Source organism: Salinicola socius, assembly GCF_001937195.1.
In the GTDB taxonomy this organism is placed as follows: domain Bacteria; phylum Pseudomonadota; class Gammaproteobacteria; order Pseudomonadales; family Halomonadaceae; genus Salinicola; species Salinicola socius.
Window position 1 is genome coordinate 116,230 of sequence record NZ_MSDO01000019.1, and the last position, 25,111, is coordinate 141,340.

General features: G+C 62.3%; 30 protein-coding genes. 14 read left to right on the forward strand and 16 right to left on the reverse strand.

The genetic code is table 11. The annotated features are described in order from the left end of the window. Window position 1: 1 nt before the first annotated feature. Window positions 2–559 (forward strand): BON domain-containing protein, encoded by a 558-nt coding sequence (locus BTW07_RS12910; protein ID WP_075570580.1) that lies wholly within the window; start codon window positions 2–4, stop codon window positions 557–559. 165 nt (window positions 560–724) lie between these two features. Here BTW07_RS12910 and BTW07_RS12915 read toward each other — a convergent pair whose 3' ends face one another. The 5 genes from BTW07_RS12915 to zapE all read right to left on the reverse strand — a co-directional run bounded on the left by BTW07_RS12915 (window position 725) and on the right by zapE (window position 4,334). Continuing rightward, window positions 725–1,222, reverse strand: coding sequence for a ClpXP protease specificity-enhancing factor (locus tag BTW07_RS12915; RefSeq protein ID WP_075570581.1), 498 nt, complete (start codon window positions 1,220–1,222; stop codon window positions 725–727). Between the two features lie 36 nt (window positions 1,223–1,258). Continuing rightward, window positions 1,259–1,885, reverse strand: coding sequence for a glutathione S-transferase N-terminal domain-containing protein (locus BTW07_RS12920; protein ID WP_075570582.1), 627 nt, complete (start codon window positions 1,883–1,885; stop codon window positions 1,259–1,261). 164 nt (window positions 1,886–2,049) lie between these two features. Beyond that, complete coding sequence (gene rpsI, locus BTW07_RS12925; protein WP_075570583.1) at window positions 2,050–2,439, reverse strand: 30S ribosomal protein S9; 390 nt, start codon at window positions 2,437–2,439, stop codon at window positions 2,050–2,052. Between the two features lie 11 nt (window positions 2,440–2,450). Then, a complete protein-coding gene (rplM, locus tag BTW07_RS12930; protein WP_075570584.1) occupies window positions 2,451–2,879 on the reverse strand; it encodes a 50S ribosomal protein L13 in 429 nt (142 codons plus the stop codon). A 273-nt stretch (window positions 2,880–3,152) separates the two neighbouring features. Next, entirely contained in the window at window positions 3,153–4,334 is a 1,182-nt protein-coding gene (zapE, locus tag BTW07_RS12935) for a cell division protein ZapE (RefSeq protein ID WP_075570585.1), read from the reverse strand. Window positions 4,335–4,535: 201 nt separating this feature from the next. On the opposite strand from zapE, the gene BTW07_RS12940 reads away from it, so the two are divergent. After that, a complete protein-coding gene (locus BTW07_RS12940) occupies window positions 4,536–4,988 on the forward strand; it encodes a Z-ring associated ZapG family protein (RefSeq protein ID WP_075570586.1) in 453 nt (150 codons plus the stop codon). A gap of 79 nt (window positions 4,989–5,067) precedes the next feature. Here the strand turns inward: BTW07_RS12940 and BTW07_RS12945 are convergent, their stop codons facing one another. Further along, window positions 5,068–5,826, reverse strand: coding sequence for a Nif3-like dinuclear metal center hexameric protein (locus tag BTW07_RS12945; protein ID WP_075570587.1), 759 nt, complete (start codon window positions 5,824–5,826; stop codon window positions 5,068–5,070). Window positions 5,827–5,988: 162 nt separating this feature from the next. On the opposite strand from BTW07_RS12945, the gene BTW07_RS12950 reads away from it, so the two are divergent. Next, window positions 5,989–7,299 carry a Do family serine endopeptidase gene (locus tag BTW07_RS12950; RefSeq protein WP_083941847.1) on the forward strand — a complete coding sequence of 437 codons (1,311 nt, stop codon included), beginning with the start codon at window positions 5,989–5,991 and terminating at the stop codon, window positions 7,297–7,299. Window positions 7,300–7,370: 71 nt separating this feature from the next. Here the strand turns inward: BTW07_RS12950 and hisD are convergent, their stop codons facing one another. The 9 genes from hisD to BTW07_RS12995 form a co-directional block, all read right to left on the reverse strand. Continuing rightward, entirely contained in the window at window positions 7,371–8,681 is a 1,311-nt protein-coding gene (hisD, locus tag BTW07_RS12955) for a histidinol dehydrogenase (RefSeq protein ID WP_075570588.1), read from the reverse strand. Between the two features lie 132 nt (window positions 8,682–8,813). After that, window positions 8,814–9,458, reverse strand: coding sequence for an ATP phosphoribosyltransferase (gene hisG, locus BTW07_RS12960; protein WP_075570589.1), 645 nt, complete (start codon window positions 9,456–9,458; stop codon window positions 8,814–8,816). Between the two features lie 15 nt (window positions 9,459–9,473). Beyond that, complete coding sequence (gene murA / locus BTW07_RS12965; protein WP_075570590.1) at window positions 9,474–10,736, reverse strand: UDP-N-acetylglucosamine 1-carboxyvinyltransferase; 1,263 nt, start codon at window positions 10,734–10,736, stop codon at window positions 9,474–9,476. Window positions 10,737–10,792: 56 nt separating this feature from the next. Continuing rightward, window positions 10,793–11,047: a BolA family protein gene (locus tag BTW07_RS12970; RefSeq protein ID WP_075570591.1), complete on the reverse strand. Its 255-nt coding sequence runs from the start codon at window positions 11,045–11,047 to the stop codon at window positions 10,793–10,795. A 141-nt stretch (window positions 11,048–11,188) separates the two neighbouring features. Then, entirely contained in the window at window positions 11,189–11,563 is a 375-nt protein-coding gene (locus BTW07_RS12975) for an STAS domain-containing protein (protein ID WP_075570592.1), read from the reverse strand. After that, the gene (locus tag BTW07_RS12980; RefSeq protein ID WP_075570636.1) at window positions 11,560–12,204 is read right to left on the reverse strand and encodes an MlaC/ttg2D family ABC transporter substrate-binding protein; all 645 of its coding nucleotides are present in this window, start codon (window positions 12,202–12,204) and stop codon (window positions 11,560–11,562) included. Before BTW07_RS12980 ends, BTW07_RS12975 begins: the two co-directional genes overlap by 4 nt. A gap of 101 nt (window positions 12,205–12,305) precedes the next feature. Then, window positions 12,306–12,767 (reverse strand): outer membrane lipid asymmetry maintenance protein MlaD, encoded by a 462-nt coding sequence (gene mlaD, locus BTW07_RS12985; RefSeq protein ID WP_075570593.1) that lies wholly within the window; start codon window positions 12,765–12,767, stop codon window positions 12,306–12,308. Beyond that, window positions 12,764–13,546 carry a lipid asymmetry maintenance ABC transporter permease subunit MlaE gene (gene mlaE / locus BTW07_RS12990; protein WP_075570594.1) on the reverse strand — a complete coding sequence of 261 codons (783 nt, stop codon included), beginning with the start codon at window positions 13,544–13,546 and terminating at the stop codon, window positions 12,764–12,766. Before mlaE ends, mlaD begins: the two co-directional genes overlap by 4 nt. Beyond that, window positions 13,543–14,358 carry an ATP-binding cassette domain-containing protein gene (locus BTW07_RS12995; RefSeq protein ID WP_075570595.1) on the reverse strand — a complete coding sequence of 272 codons (816 nt, stop codon included), beginning with the start codon at window positions 14,356–14,358 and terminating at the stop codon, window positions 13,543–13,545. The genes mlaE and BTW07_RS12995 overlap by 4 nt, the downstream gene beginning before the upstream one ends. 200 nt (window positions 14,359–14,558) lie before the next feature. On the opposite strand from BTW07_RS12995, the gene BTW07_RS13000 reads away from it, so the two are divergent. From BTW07_RS13000 to BTW07_RS13050, 11 genes are all read left to right on the forward strand, one after another. Further along, window positions 14,559–15,569: a KpsF/GutQ family sugar-phosphate isomerase gene (locus BTW07_RS13000; RefSeq protein WP_075570596.1), complete on the forward strand. Its 1,011-nt coding sequence runs from the start codon at window positions 14,559–14,561 to the stop codon at window positions 15,567–15,569. 189 nt (window positions 15,570–15,758) lie between these two features. Next, window positions 15,759–16,370: an LPS export ABC transporter periplasmic protein LptC gene (lptC, locus tag BTW07_RS13005; RefSeq protein ID WP_075570597.1), complete on the forward strand. Its 612-nt coding sequence runs from the start codon at window positions 15,759–15,761 to the stop codon at window positions 16,368–16,370. After that, the gene (lptA, locus tag BTW07_RS13010) at window positions 16,367–16,906 is read left to right on the forward strand and encodes a lipopolysaccharide transport periplasmic protein LptA (protein WP_075570598.1); all 540 of its coding nucleotides are present in this window, start codon (window positions 16,367–16,369) and stop codon (window positions 16,904–16,906) included. The genes lptC and lptA overlap by 4 nt, the downstream gene beginning before the upstream one ends. A 152-nt stretch (window positions 16,907–17,058) precedes the next feature. Further along, complete coding sequence (lptB, locus tag BTW07_RS13015; RefSeq protein ID WP_075570599.1) at window positions 17,059–17,784, forward strand: LPS export ABC transporter ATP-binding protein; 726 nt, start codon at window positions 17,059–17,061, stop codon at window positions 17,782–17,784. Window positions 17,785–17,935: 151 nt separating this feature from the next. Further along, window positions 17,936–19,369: an RNA polymerase factor sigma-54 gene (locus BTW07_RS13020; RefSeq protein WP_075570600.1), complete on the forward strand. Its 1,434-nt coding sequence runs from the start codon at window positions 17,936–17,938 to the stop codon at window positions 19,367–19,369. Between the two features lie 140 nt (window positions 19,370–19,509). Further along, window positions 19,510–19,818: a ribosome hibernation-promoting factor, HPF/YfiA family gene (gene hpf, locus BTW07_RS13025; RefSeq protein ID WP_075570601.1), complete on the forward strand. Its 309-nt coding sequence runs from the start codon at window positions 19,510–19,512 to the stop codon at window positions 19,816–19,818. Window positions 19,819–19,827: 9 nt separating this feature from the next. Further along, entirely contained in the window at window positions 19,828–20,307 is a 480-nt protein-coding gene (gene ptsN, locus BTW07_RS13030) for a PTS IIA-like nitrogen regulatory protein PtsN (protein WP_075570637.1), read from the forward strand. A gap of 18 nt (window positions 20,308–20,325) precedes the next feature. After that, complete coding sequence (gene rapZ / locus BTW07_RS13035; RefSeq protein WP_075570602.1) at window positions 20,326–21,282, forward strand: RNase adapter RapZ; 957 nt, start codon at window positions 20,326–20,328, stop codon at window positions 21,280–21,282. Next, entirely contained in the window at window positions 21,269–21,538 is a 270-nt protein-coding gene (locus BTW07_RS13040; protein ID WP_075570603.1) for an HPr family phosphocarrier protein, read from the forward strand. The genes rapZ and BTW07_RS13040 overlap by 14 nt, the downstream gene beginning before the upstream one ends. A 112-nt stretch (window positions 21,539–21,650) precedes the next feature. Further along, window positions 21,651–23,006 carry a magnesium transporter gene (mgtE, locus tag BTW07_RS13045; RefSeq protein ID WP_075570604.1) on the forward strand — a complete coding sequence of 452 codons (1,356 nt, stop codon included), beginning with the start codon at window positions 21,651–21,653 and terminating at the stop codon, window positions 23,004–23,006. 58 nt (window positions 23,007–23,064) lie between these two features. Next, window positions 23,065–23,454 carry an acyl-CoA thioesterase gene (locus BTW07_RS13050; RefSeq protein ID WP_075570605.1) on the forward strand — a complete coding sequence of 130 codons (390 nt, stop codon included), beginning with the start codon at window positions 23,065–23,067 and terminating at the stop codon, window positions 23,452–23,454. Between the two features lie 106 nt (window positions 23,455–23,560). Here BTW07_RS13050 and pmbA read toward each other — a convergent pair whose 3' ends face one another. Then, window positions 23,561–24,901 carry a metalloprotease PmbA gene (gene pmbA / locus BTW07_RS13055; protein ID WP_075570606.1) on the reverse strand — a complete coding sequence of 447 codons (1,341 nt, stop codon included), beginning with the start codon at window positions 24,899–24,901 and terminating at the stop codon, window positions 23,561–23,563. Window positions 24,902–25,111: the final 210 nt, after the last annotated feature.

A 25,111-nucleotide genomic window follows, 5' to 3' on the forward strand; every position in this document is an offset into this window, starting at 1 on the left:
TATGAAGAAGACCCTGATCGTTTCCTCATGCCTGATCGGCCTGCTGACCCTTGGCGGATGCGCCACCAGCGGCAACCAGGATGAGAACTACGCCGAACGCACGCCCGGCGCCAAAGTCGAAGACAGCAATATTCAGAGCAAGATCTTCGATGCGCTCAATGCCGCGGACGCCCGCTACGGCGATGCCCACGTCAACGTCGATAGCTACAACAGCAATGTGCTGCTGACCGGGCAGGTGCCCAGCGATGATCTCAAGCAGCGTGCCACCGAGATCGCCCGCGACGTCCGCAGCGTGCGTCAGGTGCATAACGAACTGATGGTCTCGGCCAACACGCCGGTCAGTCAGCGCATGACGGACACCTGGATTACCGGTCGCATCAAGGCCAACATCGTTGCCAACGAGGACCTGGACGCCAATCTGATTCGCGTGATCACCGAGAACGGTACGGTCTACCTGATGGGCCTGGTCACACAGCAGCAGGCCAGCGAAGCCACTGCCGCCGCCTCCGGCGTGGGCGGTGTCCAGCGCATCGTCAAGGTATTCGAATACCTCAACTGAGCCTCTGAACTCGAGACCCGTGGCTGCAAAAAGGCCCGGAATGGAAAAGGGCCCGGAATGGAAAAGCCGCTGCCGAATCGAATTCGGCAGCGGCTTTTTGCTTTTGGGATACCCTCGCTCCGGCTAGCGCCACGCCGGGCAAGGGTAAAGCTGGACAGCGAAAACCTATTTGACGATACGCAGCGACGGCTTGCCTTTTTCGGGACGAGTCGGCGCCTCGTCATCCCGCTCATCATCGACAGATTCGGTCGACTCGGGAGAACGGCTTTCCGCGCGGTTCTCGACACTTTCCAGTGTCGGGCGACCCTCGTCTTCCAGCGCCGCCTCTTCTTCGCCGGAGAAGTTAGGCATGACCGGCTCCTGACCGAAGACCATACCCACGCCGTTTTCACGCGCATAGATAGCGATCAAGGCATCCATCGGTACCACGACCTGCATCGGCTGACCGCTGAAACGCGCCCCGAAGGTGACCGCCGCATTGTCGATCGCCAAATCGCGCACGGCGGCCGGTGCGATATTCAGCACGATCTGACCATTCTGCACGAACTGCTGTGGCACCTTGACGTCGGGCTTCCCGGCATCGACCACGATATACGGCGTTTGCTCGTTATCCAGCAACCACTCATAAAGAGCTCTTGCCAGATAGGGACGGCTAGTCAGCATGTCATCTCCTTTCAGGCAGCTTACGACAAGTGCCGCTCAGCTACGCATCTCACGTTCGGATTCGGATAGCGCCACCTTGAAAGCGTCACGCGCGAAGACCCGCTCCATGTAGTCCATCAACGGAGCGACCTGCTTTTCCGGCAGCTCGACGCCCAGCGCCGGCAACCGCCACAGGATCGGCGCGATGCAGCAATCCACCAGCGTGAACTCTTCACTCATGAAGAACGGCATGTCTTCGAAGATCGGCGAGATACCGGCCAGACTCTCGCGCAATTCCTTGCGCGCCTTCTCGGCGTCCTTCTTGGAGCCCTGCTGGATCTGCTCGACCAAAGGGCACCACTCTCGCTCGATGCGATGCATCCACAGCCGACTCTGCGCACGCGCCACCGGATAGACCGGCAACAACGGCGGATGCGGGAAACGCTCATCGAGATATTCCATCATGACCTTGGACTCGTAAAGTACCAGGTCGCGATCCAGCAGCGTGGGAACGCTGTTGTAGGGATTCAGATCCGCCAGCTCAGCGTTGTGCTCGTCGGCCGAGACGTCCAGGATATCGACGGCCACGCCCTTTTCCGCCAACACGATTCTGACGCGATGGCTGAAATGATCCTCACTGCCTGAGTAAAAGATCATCGACGATCGCTTGGCCACTACACCCATGAAACTTTCCTCGAATTAATTCAACGACCAATGGTAACACGGCGGGCAACCCGACCGGGGCCTCACCATGACCATGGAGAGCTCGATGGCTCACCCGCCATATCCCAACGACAAAACGCCCGACTGATAAGTCGGGCGTTGAGCGCAGAGGTGATCCCGAAAGATCAGCGCTTGGAGAACTGCGGACGACGACGAGCTTTGCGCAGACCCACTTTCTTACGCTCGACTTCACGAGCATCGCGGGTCACGTAGCCGGCTGCACGCAGCGGACGACGCAGGTCTTCGTTGTAAACCATCAGCGCGCGGGTGATACCGTGACGAATCGCGCCGGCCTGAGAGGAGCCGCCGCCACCCTTGACCGTGACGACGACGTCGAACTGGCCAGTCGTTTCGGTCAGTTCCAGCGGCTGGCGCACGACCATCTGTGCGGTAACGCGGCCGAAGAACTCACCCAGTTCACGATCGTTGACGGTGATCTTGCCGGAGCCCGGCTTGAGAAACACGCGAGCGGTAGAAGTCTTGCGACGCCCGGTGCCGTAATACTGTTGTGCCATGACGGTTACCCTCAGATGTTCAGTTCTTGCGGCTGCTGCGCGGCGTGCGGATGCTCGGTACCGGCATACACCTTGAGCTTGGCGTGCATGGCACGACCCAGCGGACCTTTAGGCAGCATGCCCTTGACGGCGCCTTCGATGACTCGCTCCGGCGCGTGGTCGATCAACTTCTCGAACGACATGGTGCGCAGACCACCCGGGTAACCGGTGTGACGGTAATAAGTCTTGGCTTGCGCCTTGTTACCGGTCACGTGCACCTTCTCGGCGTTGACCACGACGATGTAGTCGCCGGTGTCGACGTGCGGGGTGTATTCCGGCTTGTGTTTGCCGCGCAAGCGGCGTGCGATTTCTGTCGCCAGACGACCGAGCGTCTTGCCCGATGCATCAACGACATACCAATCGCGCTGCACGGTATGCGGCTTGGCACTGAACGTCTTCATGAGTGTTTCACCAAATAAACGTATTTGGGCGTCGAAGCGAACGCTTCTCGGCCATCCCTATTTTTCTTGGGTTACTCGTCCGGAGCGAGCTGCGGGGCAGCTGCCGTTCGGTCGGTAACGGTGCGAAGAGCGCGCATTGTACACGAGCCTTTGGGACGGCGAAAGATCGACTTGCGATCTGTAGAGACGATCTTCGCGCCGGCCCCGCTTCTCGCCACCTGCTGTTGTCGCTCCCTCTTTCATTCTCAAGCATTGCGGAACGCACCCCGGACTTCAGGGCTTGTGCGCCAGCGCCAGGTAATCGCGGGACTGCATCTCCTGCAGACGAGACAACGTCCGCTCGAATTCGAAACCGAGGTTCCCGCCCGTGTAAAGCGACTCGACCTCGGTCTCCGCGGAGAGCAGCAACTTGACCGCACGGTCGTAGAATTCATCGACCATGCTGATGAAGCGCCGGGCCTGATCGTCGGTGCCTGCGCCCATCCTTGGCACACTGGACACCAACACCGTGTGAAATTCCCGCGACAGCTCGATGTAGTCGTTCTGACTGCGCGGCCCGTCACAGAGCATCTTGAAGTCGAACCAGACGACGCCTTCATGCAGCCGACGGGCTTTCAGCTCACGATGGTTGATCGTCAAAGGTGCATTCTCTTTTCCCTCGTTGCCGGCCACCGAGCGAAAGCTTTTCGCCAGCAGCTGCTCGGCCTCGGCATCGAGCGGCGAGTGAAATATCTCGACCTGCTCGAGAGCCCGCAGGCGATAATCCACGCCGGAATCGACGTTGACCACCTCGCAGTGGCGCTTGAGCAGATCGATCGCCGGCAGGAACCGGGTCCGCTGCAGGCCATCCTTGTAGAGATCGTCGGGAACGATATTGGAAGTCGCCACCAGCACCACGCCCTGGGCGAAAAGTGCCTCCATGAGGTTGCCCAGGATCATCGCATCGGTGATGTCCTTGACGTAGAACTCGTCGAAGCAGATGACCCGCGCCTCGGCGGCGAACGTGGCCGCGATCTGCGTCAACGGATTCTTCTCACCCTTGTGCGCCTCGAGTTCACGATGCACACGTTGCATGAAACGGTTGAAATGCGTGCGCATCTTGCGATCGAACGGCAACGACTCGTAGAACACGTCGACCAGGTAGGTCTTGCCGCGCCCCACGCCGCCCCAGAAATAGAGCCCCATGACCTGCGGTTTGCCGGGCGCCTCGGGCTCCGCGGCCTTGCGCTTGCCGAAAAGACCCGCAACTTTCGAGAGCGCAGACTCGCCGGAGACGGTGGCGGACGGCTTGGGTGCGGGCGTTCGCTGAAGATCGTCGTACAGGCGCTGCAGATGTTTGACGGCGTTCTCCTGCGCGGCGTCGTGACTGAAGTCATCGCGCTCGAGATCGGCGCGGTAGCGTGACATCGGCGTCATGGCATGCGGATGTGACGTCGCGGACTGGGGAGAACTCATGGCGGTATCGTGACCTCATGTCGAAACAGGTGGCGGCATTATACCCTCCGACGAAAGTCTTGACAGCGGCAACCAGACAAGGAAGGTTTGACCCGGTAACCGAACGGGTCGATATAATGGCCCCGCACTGATCTTACGTAGCGATCTTGTGCACCGGGCAAAGAGACAGGTCGTGCCAGTCACGACAACAAGGAGCGCAATGTGAACGAAAGCAATATCGACTGGATTCTGGCAATCGCCTGCTTTCTGGCGGGCATCGGTATCGGCGCCCTTTGTTATCACCTGCTGAACGCCAATGTGGCCCGCAATCAGAAAGTGCGCCAGCGCCTGGCAGAGACCGAGCTGGAGCTCAATCAGGTCAAGGATGCCCTCAACGATCATTTCGCCAAGGTCGCCGATCTGGCCTCCAGCATTCAGCGCCAGAGCCATGATCTCGAGCAGCATCTCATCCACGGTGCCGACAAGCTGGTCGACGATCTCAAGCTCAAACGCCGACTGCACGGCAACCAGGACGAGAGCGAAGAGGTCGACGCGCCACAGGTCCCGCGTGACTACGCCGATGGTACGGGCGGCACGCTGGCCGAGGATTACGGCATTCGCCAACGCAAGACGGCCGAACAACAGGACGGCACGCTGCAACCCCCCCGCTACTGACAACGACTGTCTCGCCGTTCAGTTCCTCACGACCCGTCCCCGGCCGAACCGGGCTAACGACGGGTCTGCGGGAAACGCCTCATGCCGGGTTGTCGATATCCACGAAGCGATGCTCGATGCCAAAACGCGCTTTCAGCCATTCGCCCAAGGCCTCAATACCGTCACGCTCGGTGGCGTGATGTCCCGCTGCCAGATAGGTGATGCCCATCTCGCGTGCCATGTGCGTGGTGCGCTCGGAAATCTCGCCGGAGATGAACGCATCGGCGCCCGCCTCGGCCGCCATCGGCAACATGTCCTGAGCGCCACCGGTACACCAGGCGACGCTATGGACGACGCCGGCATGTCCCTCGATCAACGTCGGCACGCGACCCAGCGCCCGTTCGACGCGTGCAGCCAGCGCCTGGCTATCGAGCGAGGTATCCGGCTGCCCCATCCACAGCAAGCCCTGCCCGAGCTCACCGTCGAGACAGCGCTCCGCACTGAACCCCAGGCGCCGGCCCAGCAAGGCGTTGTTGCCCAGCGAGATGTGCGCGTCCAGCGGCAAGTGATAGGCGAGCAGATTGAGATCGTGGTGCAACAGGGTGGCAAACCGGCGCCGCTTCATCCCCGTCACGCTGACCGGCTCGTTCTTCCAGAAATAGCCGTGGTGCACCAGCACCGCATCGGCTTCCCAGGCCACCGCTTCGTCGAGCAATGCCTGGCAAGCCGTGACCCCGGTCATGACCCGACCGATCGACTCCCGCCCCTCGACCTGCAGTCCATTGATCGTGTAATCCTTGAACGCGTCGATACGCAGCTCCGTATCGATCGCCTCTTGTAGCGTCTGCCGCGAAATCATGTTGGCTCCCAGCCAAAAGCATTGCTGAATGTTACACTTAGGCCACGTATCGCCATCACGCCACCTCCTCATCGGACGATCGGAATGGGCATGCGACCCCTGAATATGTAGCGTCATCGAATGTCGCGAAATCGTCCGAATTCCAGTCTAAGGACCCAGCCCATGCGTCGCCACCTAGCCGCCTACCTGTGGCCCGCCCTCTGCGGCATTCTGCTCGCGGTCGTGTTGCTCTACACGTTCCCGTCACTGCTGGGTCGCGAGCCATCCGGCAGAGAGACCGCACCCGAGGTGATCGACGCGCCGGCGCTGAATCGTCACGAAGGGCCGGTCAGCTACTCCCAAGCGGTCAATCGTGCCGCCCCTGCGGTAGTCAACGTCTACTCTTCTCGCGTCGTCGACACCAGCCAGCACCCCTTGATGTCGGACCCCTTCTTTCGGCAGTTCTACGGCAAGAACATGCCACAGCGCCAGCGCATGCTGTCGAGCCTCGGATCCGGGGTGGTGGTCAGCGAAGAGGGTTATATCCTGACCAACAACCACGTCATCAGCGACGCCGATCAGATTCAGGTCGCGCTGCGGGATGGCCGCGAAGCCATCGCTCGGGTGATCGGCACCGACCCCGACAGTGATCTGGCAGTGCTCAAGATCGATATGGACAATCTGCCGGTCATCAAGTTGAGCGACTCGGAAGATATCGCCATCGGCGACGTCACGCTGGCGATCGGCAATCCGTTCGGCGTCGGCCAGACCGTGACCATGGGCATCATCAGCGCCACCGGGCGAGACCATCTCGGCTTGAGCCGGTATGAAGATTTCATCCAGACCGATGCTGCCATCAATCCGGGCAACTCGGGCGGCGCCCTGGTGGATGCCAACGGCTCGCTGATCGGCATCAACACCGCGATCTTCTCCCGCTCCGGCGGTTCCCAAGGCATCGGGTTCGCGATTCCCGCCAACCTGGCGCGCGACATCCTGGAAGACATCGTGACACAGGGACGGGTCATCCGTGGCTGGCTGGGCATCGACGCGCAGCAGATGACCCCGGATCTGGCATCGTCGTTCGGTCTCAAGACACTGAGCGGGGTGATTGTCGCCAACGTCGTCCCCGACGGGCCCGGTGACGAAGCAGGGCTGCGCCCCGGCGACATCCTGCTGGCGATCGACGGCAAACCGATCCTCGATCCGCGGGAAACCCAGGTCGACATCGCCGAGATACCGCCCGGTACCCAGCTGCCGCTGACGATCGTGCGAGGCGGCGAAAAACGCGAGGTGACGCTGAATGTCGGCGAGCGCCCGCAGCCAGCCGAAGCCGCCGATAGCTCGCCCCAACAAACGGACCCCGCACCGGAAGCGGGAACCGCGCCGGGAGCCGACGATCCGGGCGCACCAGCGCCTGACGCAGAGGCCGATGGCGATGGCGATGGCGATGGCGATGGCGATGATGGTGCCACCAGCGCCGGCACCGATCCGTAGCGGCGACCACCAGCCATAAACGAAATCGCCGCCCCAAAGAGGAGGCGGCAATCTCGCTTCGTGCTGGATGATCAACGTTTCAGGCGGTTCTCGGCCGAGCGGGCATGGGCGGTCAGCGACTCCCCTCGCGCCAGCACCGAGGCGGTCCGCCCCAGCGTGTCGGCGCCTTCCGGCGAGCACTGGATCAGCGAAGAGCGCTTCTGGAAATCGTAGACGCCCAGCGGCGACGAGAAACGCGCAGTGCCCGAGGTCGGCAGCACGTGATTGGGACCGGCACAGTAGTCGCCCAGCACCTCGGCGGTATAGCGCCCCATGAAAATGGCGCCGGCGTGACGTACGCCCTCCGCCATCGCCTGCGGTGCTTCCACGGAAAGCTCCAGGTGCTCCGGGGCGATGCGGTTGATCAGCTCGACCGCCTGCTCGGGCCCTTCACAGAGGATCAGCGCGCCGCGCCGCGCCAGCGATTCGCGAACGATCGCCTCGCGCTCCAGAGTCGGCAGCAGCCGCTCGATGGATGCCTCAACCGCCGCCAGATGTTCCGCGTCCCAACTGACGAGAATGGCCTGGGCGTCTTCATCGTGCTCGGCCTGGGAAAACAGATCCATCGCCAGCCAGTCCGGATCGGTGCCGCCGTCGGAAACGACCAGGATCTCGGAGGGCCCCGCAATCATGTCGATACCGACCTGCCCGAACACCGCTCGCTTGGCCGTGGCGACATAGATATTGCCCGGACCGACGATCTTGTCGACCCGGGGCACGCTCTGGGTCCCGTAGGCCAACGCGGCCACGGCCTGAGCGCCGCCCAGCGCGAAAACCCGATCGACACCGGCAAGGTGCGCCGCGGCCAGCACCAGCTCATTGACGATGCCATCCGGGGTCGGCACCACCATCACGATCTCGCGGACACCGGCCACGTGGGCCGGCACGGCGTTCATCAATACGGAAGACGGATAAGCAGCCTTGCCACCGGGCACGTAGATACCGACCCGGTCGAGCGCCGTCACCTTCTGCCCCAGCACGGTCCCGTCGGGTTCGCTGTACTGCCAGGACTCCGGCTTCTGGCGCTCGTGATAGAGCCGGATGCGCTCGGCAGCGTGCTGCAGCGCCTCGCGCTGTTCCGTCGGCACGTTCGCGAACGCCGCTTCGAGCCGCTCGGCCCCGATCGTCAACTCCGACATGGCGGTCGCGGAGAGACGATCGAAGCGATTGGTGTACTCGATCACGGCGTCATCGCCGCGCTGACGAACGGCGGCAATGATCTCCGCCACCCGGGAACCGATCTCGTGATCGGAAACCCCTTCCCAGGCCAGCAGTGACGCGAGACGGGTGTCGAAATCAGTGTCCCGCGTGGCGAGGCGGGCAATGGTAGTCATTTGACTCATTCAAGCATTCTCCAGGTTCGACCGACCCCGGCCATCGGCAGGCAATAGAAACGCCTTTCCGTCATGAACGCTACTCCAGCACCTGACCGAAACCGGAGGCGTGCACTCCACACGCCTCGATGTCGGCATCACTCAGGCCGGAAGACGCGCCGTCACGGCCTGGCGCAGGCGTTCGATCAGCGGCCTCAGCCGCTCGTGCTTCATCGTCATCGATGCCTTGTTGACCACCAGGCGGGTACTGATGTTCTCGATCAATTCGCGAGGCTCCATGCCATTGGCCCGCAGGGTATTGCCGGTATCCACGATATCGACGATCTCATCTGCCAGGTTCATCAACGGCGCCAGCTCCATCGCCCCGTACAGCTTGATCACCTCGGCCTGGATGCCCTGCTCTGCATAGTAACGGCGTGCCACGTTGACGAACTTCGTCGCGACTCGTCGCTTGGCATGCGCTGGCTGTGCGCCCACGATACCGGCCGTCATCAGACGACAGCGAGAGATGCCGAGATCGAGCGGTTCATAGAGCCCTTCGGCGCCATGCTCCAGCAGGACGTCCTTGCCCGCAACGCCCAGATCGGCTGCACCCAGCTGGACGTAGGTCGGCACGTCCACCGCGCGAATGACGACCAGTTTGACATCGGGCAGGTTGGTATCGAACAGCAGCTTGCGACTCCTGCCGAAATCGTCTGCCGGCGTGATACCGGCATCCGCCAGTAACGGCAGGGTCTCTTCGAGGATACGGCCCTTTGACAGGGCCAGGATCAGTTGATTGCTCATGTCATCAGCCGTCACTTAACCCGGCACGCGACGAATGCGCGCACCCAGTAGCTGCAATTTCTCTTCGATGCACTCGTAACCGCGGTCGATGTGATAGATCCTGTCGACCATCGTCTCCCCCTGCGCCAGCATCGCGGCAATGACCAGGCTCGCCGACGCTCGCAGATCCGTCGCCATCACCGGCGCACCCGACAGCTTCTCGACGCCGGTCACCACTGCCGTGTTGCCCTCGAGCGCAATGTGGGCACCCATGCGGTTGAGCTCCTGCACATGCATGAAACGGTTTTCGAAGATGGTCTCGACGACCGTACCGGTGCCCTCGGCGACCGCATTCAACGCCACGAACTGCGCCTGCATGTCGGTGGGAAACGCCGGATACGGAGCCGTACGCAGGTTGACGGCCTTGGGCCGGCGCCCGCCCATGTCGAGCTCGATCCAATCCTCACCGGTAGTAATGGTCCCCCCGGCTTCCTCGAGCTTGGCGAGCACCGCCTCGAGAATGTCGGCACGCGTCTTGCGCACCCGGACCCGCCCACCGGTCGCGGCGGCGGCGACGAGAAAGGTGCCGGTTTCGATACGATCCGGCATTACGTCATAGTGGCAACCGTGAAGACGCTCGACACCCTCGATGGTGATGGTATCGGTGCCCTGTCCGCGGATATCGGCGCCCATGGCGATCAGGCATTCGGCCAGGTCGACCACTTCCGGCTCGCGGGCGGCATTTTCCAGTACCGTCGTACCGTCGGCCAGCGTGGCGGCCATCAGCAGATTCTCGGTACCGGTGACGGTGACGGTGTCGAAAAAGATCGTGGCGCCCTTGAGTCGACCATCGACGCGGGCGCGAATGTAGCCGCCCTCGACGGTGATTTCGGCACCCATCGCCTCGAGTCCGCGGATATGCAGATCGACCGGCCGGGAGCCGATGGCGCAACCGCCCGGCAGCGACACGTCGGCGGTACCGAAGTGCGCCAGCAGCGGGCCGAGCACCAGAATCGAGGCCCGCATCTTCTTGACCAGTTCGTAGGGCGCATGACAGTCACGCACCTGCGAGCCGTCGATCTGGATGCTCATTTTCTCGCCCATGACCGGCTCGATGCCCATCCGGCCGAGCAGTTCCAGCGTCGTGGTGATGTCCTGAAGATGTGGCAGATTGCCGATGGTGACGGGCTCGTCGGCGAGCAGCGTCGCCGCCAGGATCGGCAGGGCGGAATTCTTCGCGCCGCTGGCCCAGACCTCGCCGTCGAGCGGCCCGTTACCGGTGATGATCAGCTTGTCCATGAAGGTTCGCTATAGAATCGAGAAAGATGACCGGCCTGAAAGGCGCAGGACGAGGATCAGGCGCTGACATTCTCCGGCGCCGTTTCCCACTGTGAGGGGGTATAAGTCTTGATGGTGATGGCGTGCAGTGCGCCCGAGGCGATTTCACCCGACAGCGCGCCGTAAATCAGCTGCTGGCGCTTGACCGGGCTCATGCCGCCGAAGACCTCTCCCACGGCGATCACCTGGAAGTTGCAGCCTTCACCCTGAATATGGAATTCACAGCCGTCGAGCTGGCTTTCGAGGCGGCTTTTGACATCGCTGGGTTGCATGGAATCAGGCTCCCTTGTGACGACTGCGCAGAATGCGCAGGGAAAGCGCCACATGGTAGCGGAAAGCGCCCCGTCTTGGCGATCTTGGCGGCATGCAAAAACGTCGCAAGCTGTCGATCGGACGAGGCCGACGACGGGGAACTAGCGCTCGATCGACGCCGTGGCCGACTCAGATTCGACGCAGGTCGTCTCGACGGCCGGCAGCAGCGGCGCCAGTTCGGTGATATCCATCAGCCGCTTCAGCGCCAGCGACAGCGATACACGCTGCAGGCTCAGCGAGTGGTGCTGCACGCTGCGCACCCACACCAGCAACACGCTCAGCACTGCACTGCTGGCAACCTGAATGCCGGTCAGATCGAAGGAGACCTCGGTCTGCGGCGGCTGCTCCGCCAGCCAGTGTCGACCCGCCTGGGCAAGCGGGCCGGCACTGTCGAAGTCTGCCTCGCCGCGAATCGTCAGCACATGACCATCGACGATTTCCAGCGTGGCATCATCGCGTTCGAGCAGTAGCGTCACGCGTCGCTGCCCTTCTCGAGTTCATCGGTGCCGACTTCCGGCGCCCAGTTGTCGATCACGGCATCGATGTCACGATTGTTGTCGCGCATCGACTGATCGAACTGATTGCGGAACGTCAGCCCCAGGTTGATACCGTTGACGATGACGTTGATGACCTTCCACTGCCCGTCACTCTGACGCAGCGTAAAATCGACCGGGTAGGTTTTCCCATTGGTGGAGACGACCTCCATGGGCACCGACGCCTGATCGTCATAGCGTCCCGCGTTTTCGTTCTCCTTCACGCGAAGCGTCTGATAGTCGAACGTCACCAGGCCTCTGGCATAGGTATCGATCAGGGTCTTGCGGAACACATTGACGAACTTGGAACGCTGCTCCGGCGTGGCACCACGGAAGTAACGGCCCATCACGCTGGCACCGATGTAGCGGAAGTCGGCAACTTCCGCCATGTTGGTATCCACCAGCTTGGCAAGCTCGCCCTCGTGCTGGGCGTAGTAGCCCTTCTTGCCTTCCAGCTCGGACATCAGCGAATCCACGCTCTGCTGGATGACCTGGGTCGGAGACTGCTGCGCCTGGGCCACAGGAGCCACGCTCGCCAGACACATCGCGACGAGCGCCAGGGCCGCCATCCAGGCGCCCCGCATTCCGGTATCACGTTTGGCAGTGCGGGCATGCCGCGCGAAAGTCATTTTCATCATCGACTCCTTGTCTGTGATCAACTTGCCTTGAGCTGAGCCGGCCGGGCTCACTTGGCCATATTCGACACGAACTGCTGGATGAGCTCCTCCAGCACCAGCGCCTGCTGGGTGTCGTGGATGACGTCGCCGTCATGCAGCATATCCGGCGCACCGCCCACGGTCAGCCCGATGTACTGCTCGCCCAGCAGCCCGGCGGTGAGTATCGCCGCCGTACTGTCGTTGGAAAGCTTGCCGTCGTATGCCGAGTCCAGTTGCATGGTGACCTTGGCGTCGAACCACTTCGGATCGAGCTCGATATCGGTCACCTTGCCGATGCGCACGCCGGACATGGTTACCTTGGCCTGGGGTCGCAGCCCGCCGATATTGGCGAAGTTGGCAGTCAACGTGAAAGTGTCGTTGGGTACACCCACGCCCAGGCCACTGACGCGCAGACCCAGGAACACCAGCCCCAGAATACCTGCCAGCATGAACATGCCGACGCCCAGTTCCAACCAGTTGTTGCGCTTCATCCGAGGTCTCCAAACATCAACGCGGTGAGCACGAAATCGAGGCCCAATACCGCCAGCGAGGCGTATACCACCGTCCGGGTGGTCGCGCGCGAAATACCTTCCGAGGTGGGAATCAGATCATAGCCCTGAAACACCGCGATCCAGGTCACGACCAGACCGAACACCAGGCTCTTGATCATGCCATTGAGCACATCGCCGACGAAGTCGACGCTATCCTGCATATTGCTCCAGTAGGAACCCTGGTAGACGCCAAGCCAGTCGACGCCCACCAGGTACCCGCCCCAGATACCGACCACGCCGAACATCACCGTCAGGATGGGCAACGAGACGAAGCCCGCCCACAGCCGGGGGGCGACGATGCGCCGCAACGGGTCGACGCCGATCATTTCCATGCTGGTGAGCTGTTCGGTCGCTTTCATCAGACCGATTTCGGCGGTCAGCGCCGAGCCTGCGCGCCCGGCGAACAGCAATGCGGCGACCACCGGGGCGAGCTCGCGAACCAGCGACAACGCCACCATCTGTCCCAACGCCTCGTCGGCACCAAAACTCACCAGAATGGTGAAGCCCTGCAACGCCAGCACCATGCCGATGAATAGCCCCGACACCAGTACGATCGCCCCCGACATCACCCCGACGAAATGCATCTGGCGAATCCACAGATGGAACCCCTCGCGGGACGGCAGGCAGAAGATCGACTGAAACAGGAACAGCCCCGCCCTGCCGATCGAGCTCACGATATCGAGCGTTGCGCGCCCTAGCGTCGCGATATGTCGCATCATGAAAACTGCCCCGCCGGCGCCAGAATGTCATCGTAGAAGTCCGGCGCGGGATAGTGAAATGGCACCGGCCCGTCGGGCTCGCCATGCACGAACTGCCTGACGTGCGCATCGTCGTTCACGTCGAGCGTACGCGGCGTGCCGTGGGCCATGACCTGGCCGTCGGCGATGATGTAGACATAGTCTGCGATCGACAATGTCTCCTTGATGTCGTGGGACACCATCACCGCGGTCAGCCCGAGCGCCTGATTGACCTTCTTGATCAACTGCACCAGCACGCCCATCGAAATCGGGTCCTGGCCGACGAAGGGCTCATCGTAGAGCACCAGTTCCGGATCCAGCGCCACCGCGCGCGCAAGCGCCACGCGTCGGGCCATGCCGCCTGAGAGCTCCGATGGCATCAGATGTCGCGCACCGCGCAACCCGACCGCCTGAAGCTTCATCAGCACGATGTCGCGCACCATGGCGTTCGGCAATTCGGTATGCACGCGGAGCGGGAACGCGACGTTCTCGAACACGTCCAGGTCCGAGAACAGGGCGCCACTCTGGAACAGCATGCCCATGCGACGACGCAGCTTGAAAAGCGAGCGCCGCGACAGCTGGTGTACGTCCTGACCATCGATCAGCACCTGGCCACGGTCCGGTATCAGCTGACCACCGATCAACTTCAGCAGCGTCGTCTTGCCGGTCCCGCTAGGCCCCATGATGGCAGTAATCTTGCCGAGCGGAATCTGCAGGTCGACACCGCGAAAAATATCGGTATTGCCGCGGGAAAAGTGCAGATCCTTGACCTCGACCATAATCGGGTCATCCATGCAGCATCCACCAACCTTGTGAGATCAATTATCGAACATTGTATCCTAACCTTGGCGGTAGCGACCAGCAGTCGCCACCGGACGACCACGCTCGCTGCCGCACAAGGGACGAATCGGGAAACGATCAAAGGTATACTCTCACGTATTGCGCCAACCCGAGATCGCCTGGCGCCCTCAATTTCACGACTGACGTTCATGCCATGACCGATCCCCGAACCGCCACCGCCGAGACCCTGAGCGAACCCGCCACGCTGGACTTTCGTGCCAGCGCCAGGCGTACGCTGACGCTGGAACAGCAGGCTATCGGCGAACTCGTCACCAAACTCGACGCGCGTTTCGATGCCGCCTGTCGGCTGCTGCTCGCTTGCCGAGGGCGCCTCATCGTGACGGGCATGGGCAAGTCGGGCCACATCGCCCGCAAGATGGCCGCGACCCTGGCCAGCACCGGCTCGCCGGCGTTCTATGTACATCCCGGCGAGGCCAGCCACGGCGATCTCGGCATGATCACCGGCGACGATGTGGTGATCGCCCTGTCGAACTCCGGGGAAACCCAGGAGATCACAGGCCTGCTCCCGCTGTTCAAGCGTCTCGGCGCCCCACTGGTCAGCCTGACCGGCCGGCCGGGGTCGACGCTGGCACGTTATAGCGACGTGCATATCGATGTCGGCGTTTCCCGGGAAGCCTGCCCTCACGATCTGGCGCCAACCTCTTCCACCACCGCCGCCCTCGCCATGAGCGACGCCTTGGCGCTGGCTCTGCTCGAGGCGCGCGGCTTCAGCGCCGAGGACTTCGCGCTGTCCCATCCGGGCGGCACGCTCGGCAAACGCTTGCTGTTGCGTGTTGCCGACCTCATGCACGACGGCAGCCGGCTCCCCAGCGTGGCCACCGGAAGCCCGTTGCGAGAGGCACTGCTCGAGATGACGCTCAAGGGCATGGGATTCACCTGCGTGGTCGATGAACGCGGAATGCTGGCCGGGGTCTATACCGACGGAGACCTGCGGCGCACGCTCGACCAGCGTGGCGATTTCACCCTGCTTCGCGTCGATGACGTCATGACGCGCGGCGGCAAGACGGCGGCACCGGACATGCTGGCCGCTGAAGCAGTCCGGATCATGGAGGATAACCGCATCACCGCGCTGGCGGTGGTCGAGAACGGCATTCCCGTTGGCGCGCTACACATGCACGACCTGCTGAGAAGTGGCGTCATCTGACAATCCGACAGCGCGGTGGCCTGGCGCGATCGACGCGACGGACCGCATCGTCGTTCGGAAAATCGAGAGGAGAATGGCCCGACCGAGTCGGAGTCAGCCGGTTCGTCCCGGAAATCCATTCGTTATTTTGATCAGAAGGTTCCAACCGGAGCTCTTCGATCAAGTTTTTTACCAAGACAAGGAGCAACCGTGGCCAAGACAGCCAGATTTCAGTCTCCCTGGTGGCGGCGCCTCGGTCTGCTGGCGTTGCTGCTGACGCTGGGCGGTGGCCTGACCTATCTGGATCAACGCGGGGAAGACCAGAAACAGCCCACGATCGGCAACACGACCGGCGAGCCGGACTACTACCTCGAAGACGCCAGCATGACCCGCTTCGACCAGCAGGGTCGCGCCTATCAACGTCTGGAAACTCCGCGACTGGTGCATACGCCATCCGACGACATCATTCGCACCGAAAAGCCCCACGGCTATCTGACCGACGACCAGCAGCGCCAATGGCAGGTCACCAGCGACACCGGGCGGATGAGTCGAAGCGGCGAGCAGTTGACGCTGCAAGGCAATGCGCGCCTCGTACAGCCGGAGCAGGCCTGGAGCCTGGAAACCCGGACGCTGCATTACGATAATCGTGAAGCCCATGCCTGGAGTGACACCACCTCCGTGTTACGTCAGCATAGCCAGAGCATGCGCGGCGATCGCTTCGACGCCTGGATCAACGAAGACCGTATGCGTCTGACCGACAACGTGCAGGGTCACCTGCCACAGCAACCTCAGTCACAGCAACCCAAGGATCAAGGATCATGAGGCGAGAACTCGGGCAAATTCTGGTGCTGACCGCACTGGGCTTCTCCAGCCTTCCGGCCGTCGCTCTGGAAAGCGATGCCAGTGCGGCGATCGAGATCGCCGCCGATCAGCTCGAGATCGACGACCGTCAGGGCACCGCTGTCTATACCGGCGACGTCGACATGCGGCAAGGCAGCATGAACCTGAAAGCCGCCCGCGTCGACATCCAGCGGGGCGCCAACGGCCAGGTCAGCCAGGTCACCGCCAAGGGCGGTGGCGGAGAACGCGCCTACCTCGAGCAGAAGCCGGCGCCCGACGAGGATCTGGTCAAGGGTTGGGGCGACACCGTCGTCTATCATGCCGCGGAGCGTCGCGTGGAGCTGATCGGCAATGCCGAGCTGCACCAGGCCGGGGACACGTTCGACGGCGCCTACGTCGAATACTATCTCGATTCGCGCCGCATCCAGGCCCGGGCCAGCCAGGATAGCGATGGCAACAGTGACGGTCGCGTCCGCATGACGTTGACGCCACGTGACGCCTCTCCGTCGTCTCAATAGCCGCCCTGACAGTCAATCGTTCGCGCAATCTTCTCGAGCCATCGGCCAAGTCACCGTTCCAGCCATGAATTGAGCGCCGATTCGGGACCGACGCCGGTGATGACTACCGGCCCCGGATCACGTTGCGTCGCGCTGCCACAAGGATCGTAACCATGAAAACGCTAACGGCCACCAATCTGGCCAAGAGCTACAAGGGACGTCGCGTCGTCCATGATTTCAGCCTGACTCTTCGCCAGGGCAGCATCGTTGGGCTCCTCGGCCCCAATGGCGCGGGCAAGACAACGTCGTTCTACATGATCGTCGGCCTGGTCAAGGCCGATGCCGGCAGCGTCCATATCGACGAGCGGGACCTCAGCCGCGCCCCGATGCACGACCGCGCTCAGGCCGGGATCGGTTATCTGCCGCAGGAAGCCTCGATCTTCCGCAAACTGAGCGTCGCCGATAACATCATGGCGATCCTCGAGACCCGCAAGGACCTGGATCGTGCCGGACGACGCGCCCAGCTCGAGCGGCTTCTCGGCGACTTTCACATCGAGCATATTCGTGACAATCTCGGGATGAGCCTATCCGGTGGCGAGCGTCGACGCGTCGAGATCGCGCGCGCGCTGGCCACGGAGCCGGCCTTCGTGCTGCTCGATGAACCCTTCGCGGGTGTCGACCCGATCTCGGTCGGCGATATCAAGAGCATCATTCGCCAACTCCGTGACCGCGAAATCGGCGTTCTGATCACCGATCACAACGTGCGGGAGACGCTGGACATCTGCGACAACGCCTATATCGTCGGCGACGGCCAGATCATCGCCGAGGGCCGCCCGGAAGCGATCCTCGACAACCAGCGCGTTCGCGACGTCTACCTGGGTCACGAATTCCGCTTATAGTCCGCCATCCTTGCTCTCGTACGGCATGCCACCGGTGGCTGGAGTCATCCACCCCGCCATGGGTGGCATGTATATTGCATAAAACGTTGCATGTCGTTAAATCAACCAGTAACGTAACGTTTCTCTCGTTGATCGTGACGCCCCTTCTCCCATGTCCATGAAGCCCTCGCTGCAACTTAGAGTCGGCACCCAGTTGACCATGACGCCTCAGCTTCAGCAGGCGATTCAACTGCTTCAGCTGTCGACGCTCGATCTATGCCAGGAGATTCAGCAAGCGCTCGAGTCCAATCCGATGCTGGAGCTGGAGGAGCCGTATGAGGAACTCGAGAGTTCGGAGACCCAGGAGGACGAGTGGGCCACCGATATCCCCGACGAATTGACGCTCGACAGCGACTGGAGCGACACCTACCAGGACGCTACCGCCGGCGCGCTGGGCAACGGTAGCGGCAGCGAAGACGCACCAGATTTCGATCGCAACGCCGCCGCCGTCGGGCTCCACGACCATCTGCTGTGGCAACTGGCGATGGGCGATTTCGATGACCGCGAGCGGGAGCTGGGTGAGTGCCTGATCGACGCGATCAATGACGACGGCTACTTCATCGGTTCGCTCGACGAGCTGACGATCAGTCTCCGCGCCCAGCGCAGCGACAGCATCAGCACGGCCGATCTCGAACACATGCTGATGCGACTGCAGCAGTTCGACCCCACCGGTGTCGGTGCCCGCGATCTGCGTGAATGTCTGCTGCTACAGCTGGGCACGCTGGATGGCGACACCCCGCTGCTACCGCAAGCCAAACGCCTGGTGCGACAATTCCTCGAAGCGCTGGCCGGCGATGATCGGCGGCTGCTCAAACGACGCCTGCGACTCGAGGACGACGAGCTCGACCGTGTCATCAAACTGATTCGCACGCTGGACCCTCGGCCCGGTCAGGGCTTCGATATCCGTCGCGACGATTACGTGATTCCCGATCTCGTCGCCACGCCCTCTCCGGCAGGCTGGCGGATCGAGCTCAACGCCGAAGCCTTGCCCCGGCTGCGTATCCAGCCCGACTACGCTGCGCTGATCAAACGGGCCGACAAGAGCGACGACAACACCTTCCTGCGCCAGCATCTGCAGGAGGCCCGCTGGTTGCTCAAGAGCCTGTCCAGCCGCAACGATACGCTGCTGCGTGTCGGCAGGGAGATCATGGCGCGCCAGATCGACTTTCTCGATCGCGGAGAAGAAGCGATGAGACCGCTGATTCTGGCCGACATCGCCGGCAGCGTCGACATGCACGAGTCGACGATCTCCCGTGTCACGACGCAAAAGTATATCCACACCCCGCGCGGCGTATTCGAGCTCAAGTATTTCTTCTCGAGCCAGGTTGGCGGCCAGCGCGGTGACGGCGACAGCCATTCGAGTACCGCGATCCGCGCCCGGATCAAGAAGTTCATCGGCGAAGAGCCCCCCAGGAAACCACTATCCGACAGCAAGCTGGTGGAACTGCTCGCCCAGTCCGATATCTGCGTCGCCCGGCGCACCGTGGCCAAATACCGGGAAGCGATGGGCATTCCCTCGTCGAGTGAACGCAAACGCCTGTCCTGACGTCATACTATCGTCACGCCGATTCGGCGAGACGCATCGATTGGCACTCGCCAATCCGATCCCGATCCATCACGATGCCTTTGCAGTGCCCTGAAAAGGGTTACAATCAGAAGTGCCATCTGCCGCAACAGGAGTGTGTCATGCAAGTGAACGTTACCGGCCACCATGTCGACCTGACCGATGCCCTCCGAGACTACGTCGGAGAAAAACTCGTTCGTTTGGAGCGTCACTACGACAACATCACCAATGTCCAGGTTACCCTGAGTGTGGAGAAGGAGCGCCAACAGGCCGCCGGGACCTTGCATGCCGCCGGCGCCGATCTACACGCCGACGCCAGCGATACCGACATGTATGCCGCCATCGATTCGCTCGCCGACAAACTCGACCGCCAACTGGTCAAACACAAAGAGAAGGCACAAGCCCGCGCCCAAGGCGCCGGCGCCCGTTAACGCCTGATGATGACACTGGAAAAGATCCTGCCCCCCGAACGCACCCTTTACGGGGTCACGGGGGGCAGCAAAAAACGTCTGCTGGAATTCTTCAGCACCTTCGTCGCCCAAAACACACCCAGCCTGGATAGCCAGGAAGTCTTCAGCCGCCTGATCGGTCGCGAGCGACTGGGCAGCACGGGGATCGGCAACGGCGTTGCCATTCCCCATGCCCGCAGCCCGCACTGCAAGGTGCCGATCGCGGGATTCATGCGCCTGGAAGATGCCATCGACTTCGATGCGATCGATGGCGAACCGGTGGATCTGGTATTCGTGCTGCTGGTCCCGGAAGAAGCGGACGACACGCATCTTTCATTGCTGGCAGAGGTCGCCGGCATCATGAATCAGAGCAGCGTCAGGCAGCAGCTGCGCCACGCCGAATCACAGCAGGCGCTGCACGAGGCCCTGCGCGAGGCCATTCGTCATCACCAGCCCAGCGACGACGGCTGACATCGGGACACATTACGCATGCAACTGGTCATCATCAGCGGTCGCTCCGGCTCGGGCAAGTCGATCGCCCTGCAGGCACTGGAGGATCTTGGCTACTACGCCATCGACAATCTTCCCGCCAACCTGCTGGCGCCACTGATCGATGAACTTCGCAGCGCGCCGCCAACGCGCCCTAACGTGGCAGTCAGCATCGATGCACGGAACCTGCCGGAAGCGCTCGAGCGCTTCCCCGTATTGCTGGACGCGGTACGGGAACGCGGAATCGACACTCAGGTCGTCTATCTCACCGCCGATGCCAAGATCCTGCTGGAGCGCTACTCGGCCACCCGCCGTCGTCATCCGCTGACTCGCGGCAACGACATGACGCTGGCCGAAGCGATCGATCACGAACAGGAGTACCTGGCACCGATTCGCCGCATGGCCGACCTGGTGATCGACACTCAAGGACTCTCGGTGCATGACCTGCGTGCGCGAATCGGCGAGCAGGTCGCGCGGCATACCGGCGGTCGTCTGACATTGACCTTCGAATCCTTCGGCTTCAAGCGAGGCGTTCCGCTGGACGCCGACATGGTGTTCGACGCCCGCTGCCTGCCCAATCCGTTCTGGGACCCGGGCTTGCGCGCCTTCGATGGCCGCGATCCCCAGATCGTCGAATTCCTCGAGTCCTATTCCGACGTCCACGCCATGGCCGGTGATATCCATGCCTGGCTGGATCGCTGGTTGCCGGCCTATCTGGCCAGCCACCGCAGCTATCTGACGGTGGCCATCGGTTGCACCGGCGGTCAGCATCGTTCGGTCTACCTGATCGAGCGCCTGGCTCGCCACTTTCATCACGAATCCGCGGACATCCGACTTCGTCATCGCGAACTCGGTATCCAGACCGCCCTCTCGCCAGCATCGAGGCCGCGAGAGACAGCGTTGCAGGATGCACCACTACAAAACGCAGGATCCCCCAAGCGCGATGCCGACACGTGAACTTCGCCTGACCAATCGCCGCGGGCTACATGCCCGCGCGGCCACCAAGTTGGTTCAATGCTGCCAACCCTTCGCCGTTCGCGTTGCCGTCCACCATCGCGAACGCCAGGCCGATGCCGCCAATGTCATGTCCCTTCTGATGCTCGCCGCGCCTTGCGGCACCGAGTTGACCGTGGTGACCGAAGGCGACGATGCCGACGCTGCCATGGATGCGATCGTCGGCCTGTTCGAAGCGCGTTTCCACGAGGACGAGTGACGCTCACAGCCATCGGCATCGTTCGTGAACAGCGTTTTCCATCCTCGTCATTTCCTCCGACGATGGTAGAATGTTCGGCCTATCGCCAGTCGTTCAAGGATGACCGTTCAGGATGAGCAACAATCCGGAAAAGCTGCAGCCCCGGCTGGCCAAGCTCAACGAAGCGCTGGAGAGCGGCGCGCTGGATCAAGCGCGGCGCATGCTCAACCGTGGTCTGGCACCGGTGGACGTCGCTCACCTGCTCGAGTCCTCGCCACCCAAAGAGCGTGAGATCCTGTGGGGCTTGCTGGATCCCGAGCTGCACGGTGACGTGCTGCAGTATCTGGGTGACGACGTCCAGATCGAATTCCTCAACCGCATGGACGCGGAACAGCTGCTGGCGGCAACCGAAGGCCTCGACGTCGACGACCTCGCCGACCTGCTGCAGCAGTTACCCAACAAGGTCATCCAGGAAGTCCTCCAGTCGATGGAGGCGCAGGAGCGTCAGCGGGTCGAAGCGGTTCTCTCCTACCCGGAGGACACCGCCGGCGGCCTGATGAACCCGGACGCGATCACCATCCGCCCGGACATCACGCTGGATGTCGTCCTGCGTTACCTGCGCCGTCACGAAAGACTGCCGGATGCTACCGATACCCTGCTGGTCGTCACTCGACGCGATGAATTGATCGGCATCCTGTCGCTCAACCGGCTGCTGGTCTCGGATATCTCGGTGCTGGTGCGCGAGGTGATGGAGACCGATTTCCACGCGATCCAGGCCACCGCCTCGGATAGTGATGTCGCGACACTGTTCCAGAAGCACGATCTGATATCGGCGCCGGTGGTCGGTATCGACGGCAAGCTGCTCGGCCGAATCACTATCGATGACGTAGTCGACGTCATTCGCGAGGACGCCGAGCACCAGGTCATGAGCATGGCGGGTCTCGACGAGGACGAAGACACTTTTGCGCCAGCGCTCAAGACCAGCCGTCGCCGCGCGTTCTGGCTCGGCATCAATCTGATCGCGGCTACCATCGTCTCCATCGCCATCGGTTTCTTCGAAGACACCATTCAGCAGATCGCGGCACTCGCAGTACTGATGCCGATCGTCTCCAGCATGGGCGGCATCGCCGGTTCACAGACCCTGACCGTGCTGATTCGCGGGATCGCGCTCGGGCACGTTTCCGGCGCCAATGTCCGCTGGCTACTGGTCCGCGAGCTGCTCGTCGGCATGACCAACGGCCTGATCTGGGCGGTGGTCGTCGGCACCATGTCCGTCTTCCGCTTCGACGATATCCGGCTAGGCCAGATCATTGCCATGGCGATGGTCATCAACCTCACCGTGGCGACGCTGGCCGGCACCCTGATTCCGGTCATGCTCAAGAAATTCAAGATCGATCCGGCGCTGTCCGGCGGCGTCCTGCTGACAACGATTACCGACGTGGTCGGTTTCGTCGCCTTTCTGGGGCTGGCGACGGTCTTCTATCTGTAGCGGGACATCGCCCCCTTCAGCGCCCCTTCAAGCAGCTCTGGTCAGCGAGGAACCTCACATGAACTTCCACACCCGCAAATGGATCAAGCCCGAAGACCTCAATCCCAACGGTTCGCTGTTCGGCGGGAGTCTGCTGCGCTGGATCGATGAAGAAGCGGCGATCTACGCCATCATTCAGTTGGGCAACGCCCAGGTGGTGACCAAGTACATCTCCGAGATCAACTTCGTCTCCAGTGCCCGCCAGGGCGACATCATCGAACTCGGCATCACCGCCACTCATTTCGGCAACACCTCGATCACGCTGGAGTGCCACGTGCGCAACAAGATCACGCGCAAGAGCATCCTCACCATCGACAGGATGGTATTCGTGAATCTCGGTGAGGACGGCACCCCGGCGCCGCATGGTCGCACCGAGATCACCTATATCAGGGATCGGCTCGACGGCTGAAGCCGAAGGCGCGGAATCCGGAAGCGCCGCACGCCGACACTGGCAACGGGAGAGCCAGCGACGACTGGCGACTGTCGCTGGCTCTCGTTCTCGCTCCTGATCGCGCTTACTGCCCCGCGATAGTCATCGAATCGAGCAGCCAGCTTCCGGTCTGAACACTTCCGCGACGGTCGACATCGTCGCCCACGCCCTGCAGACCGGCGAACATCTCGCGCAGATTGCCCGCCACCGTGAACTCCTCTACCGGATGAGAGATCCGGCCATTCTCGATCCAGAAGCCTGCCGCGCCCCGCGAATAGTCACCGGTAACCGGATTGAGCCCCTGCCCCATCATTTCGGTCACCATGATGCCGGTGCCCATCTGCTGCATCAGGCTCTCCAGCGAGACCGTCGGTGCCTGGATGCGGACGTTACGCGCACCGCCAGCGTTGCCGGTGGTCTGCAGTCCCAGCCGGCGGGCACTGTAAGCCGCCAGCATGTAACTCGCCAGCCTGCCCCGCTCGATGAACACGTTGTCACGCGTGGCCACGCCATCACTGTCGAACGCAGCACTCGCCATGCCACCCATCTCCCGCGGGTGCTCGCCGAGCGAGAACCACTCGGGGAACAGCGTTTCGCCCAGCTGGTCGCAGAGAAACGAAGACTCGCGGTAGAGCGCCCCCCCGGCAATGCTGTTGAGCAGGTTGCCGACCAGTCCGCGCGCCATGTCCGGCGCCAGCAGGACCGGCAGCCGCCCGGTTTTGGGGCGCTGCCCGCCCAGGCGACTCAGGGTCCGTTCCGCGGCGCTGATACCCACCGATTCCGGACTCGCCAGGTCACTGGCCTTGCGAGCGGTGGTGAAGTCATGATCGCGCTGCATGGCATCACCGCTTCCTCCGATCAGCAGACAGGAGAGCGAGTGGCGCGTGCCTCGCTTGCTACCCAGGAAGCCATGGCTGTTGGCATAGACCGTGACCACTTCCGAGGAGGACAGGCTCGCTCCTTCGGAGTTGGTGATACCCGACCGCTCACGCCCCGCGCTCTCGCAGCGCAGTGCCAGTTCGATCGCCTCGTCGGTGCTCAGCGCCCACGGATGATGGACATCCAGGTCCGGCTGGTCGGTGGCCATGAGCGCAGCATCGGCGAGTCCCGACGCTTGATCCTCACCGGTATAACGCGCAATCGAGATCGCCTTCTCGACCACTGCGCGTATGGACGCATCGCCGGCGTCGGACGAGGACGCATTGCCTTTGCGATTGCCCACGTAGACCGTAACCGCGATGCCCTGATCGCGGGACAGTTCCACGGTCTCGGTTTCGCCGAGTCTCACGCTCACACCCAACCCCTGGTCGACGCTGGCGCCGACCTCGCAGGCGTCCGCACCCAGTCTCTTGGCGAGTTCCAGCGCCATGCTGGCACGCTCTTCGAGACGCGACTGCTGCGCCTCGGCATTGAAGGCTTGGCTCATCTCAGACTCCTGATTCATGAAACTCGAACATAAGAACTTGGAATATAAACACCTGAGCCGTGCGGCTCGATGGCAAAGATCGGCCCACTGACAGCGCGGATCATCGATGCCGTGGACCATCGGTCGCACGCCAAAGGGACAACAGGCGTTGGCGAGACGAATCGCACTGATATACTGCTGCCCTCATTCGTCGCTTTGGTCAGAAACATG

Coding starts and splice junctions, on each gene's coding strand:
- BTW07_RS12910 (WP_075570580.1), top strand. CDS start 2: ATGAAGAAGACCCTGATCGTTTCCTCATGCCTGATCGGCCTGCTGACC.
- BTW07_RS12915 (WP_075570581.1), bottom strand. CDS start 1,222: ATGCTGACTAGCCGTCCCTATCTGGCAAGAGCTCTTTATGAGTGGTTG.
- BTW07_RS12920 (WP_075570582.1), bottom strand. CDS start 1,885: ATGGGTGTAGTGGCCAAGCGATCGTCGATGATCTTTTACTCAGGCAGT.
- rpsI (WP_075570583.1), bottom strand. CDS start 2,439: ATGGCACAACAGTATTACGGCACCGGGCGTCGCAAGACTTCTACCGCT.
- rplM (WP_075570584.1), bottom strand. CDS start 2,879: ATGAAGACGTTCAGTGCCAAGCCGCATACCGTGCAGCGCGATTGGTAT.
- zapE (WP_075570585.1), bottom strand. CDS start 4,334: ATGAGTTCTCCCCAGTCCGCGACGTCACATCCGCATGCCATGACGCCG.
- BTW07_RS12945 (WP_075570587.1), bottom strand. CDS start 5,826: ATGATTTCGCGGCAGACGCTACAAGAGGCGATCGATACGGAGCTGCGT.
- BTW07_RS12950 (WP_083941847.1), top strand. CDS start 5,989: ATGCGTCGCCACCTAGCCGCCTACCTGTGGCCCGCCCTCTGCGGCATT.
- hisD (WP_075570588.1), bottom strand. CDS start 8,681: ATGAGTCAAATGACTACCATTGCCCGCCTCGCCACGCGGGACACTGAT.
- hisG (WP_075570589.1), bottom strand. CDS start 9,458: ATGAGCAATCAACTGATCCTGGCCCTGTCAAAGGGCCGTATCCTCGAA.
- murA (WP_075570590.1), bottom strand. CDS start 10,736: ATGGACAAGCTGATCATCACCGGTAACGGGCCGCTCGACGGCGAGGTC.
- BTW07_RS12970 (WP_075570591.1), bottom strand. CDS start 11,047: ATGCAACCCAGCGATGTCAAAAGCCGCCTCGAAAGCCAGCTCGACGGC.
- BTW07_RS12980 (WP_075570636.1), bottom strand. CDS start 12,204: ATGCGGGGCGCCTGGATGGCGGCCCTGGCGCTCGTCGCGATGTGTCTG.
- mlaD (WP_075570593.1), bottom strand. CDS start 12,767: ATGAAGCGCAACAACTGGTTGGAACTGGGCGTCGGCATGTTCATGCTG.
- mlaE (WP_075570594.1), bottom strand. CDS start 13,546: ATGATGCGACATATCGCGACGCTAGGGCGCGCAACGCTCGATATCGTG.
- BTW07_RS12995 (WP_075570595.1), bottom strand. CDS start 14,358: ATGGATGACCCGATTATGGTCGAGGTCAAGGATCTGCACTTTTCCCGC.
- BTW07_RS13000 (WP_075570596.1), top strand. CDS start 14,559: ATGACCGATCCCCGAACCGCCACCGCCGAGACCCTGAGCGAACCCGCC.
- lptA (WP_075570598.1), top strand. CDS start 16,367: ATGAGGCGAGAACTCGGGCAAATTCTGGTGCTGACCGCACTGGGCTTC.
- lptB (WP_075570599.1), top strand. CDS start 17,059: ATGAAAACGCTAACGGCCACCAATCTGGCCAAGAGCTACAAGGGACGT.
- BTW07_RS13020 (WP_075570600.1), top strand. CDS start 17,936: ATGTCCATGAAGCCCTCGCTGCAACTTAGAGTCGGCACCCAGTTGACC.
- hpf (WP_075570601.1), top strand. CDS start 19,510: ATGCAAGTGAACGTTACCGGCCACCATGTCGACCTGACCGATGCCCTC.
- ptsN (WP_075570637.1), top strand. CDS start 19,828: ATGACACTGGAAAAGATCCTGCCCCCCGAACGCACCCTTTACGGGGTC.
- rapZ (WP_075570602.1), top strand. CDS start 20,326: ATGCAACTGGTCATCATCAGCGGTCGCTCCGGCTCGGGCAAGTCGATC.
- BTW07_RS13040 (WP_075570603.1), top strand. CDS start 21,269: ATGCCGACACGTGAACTTCGCCTGACCAATCGCCGCGGGCTACATGCC.
- mgtE (WP_075570604.1), top strand. CDS start 21,651: ATGAGCAACAATCCGGAAAAGCTGCAGCCCCGGCTGGCCAAGCTCAAC.
- BTW07_RS13050 (WP_075570605.1), top strand. CDS start 23,065: ATGAACTTCCACACCCGCAAATGGATCAAGCCCGAAGACCTCAATCCC.
- pmbA (WP_075570606.1), bottom strand. CDS start 24,901: ATGAGCCAAGCCTTCAATGCCGAGGCGCAGCAGTCGCGTCTCGAAGAG.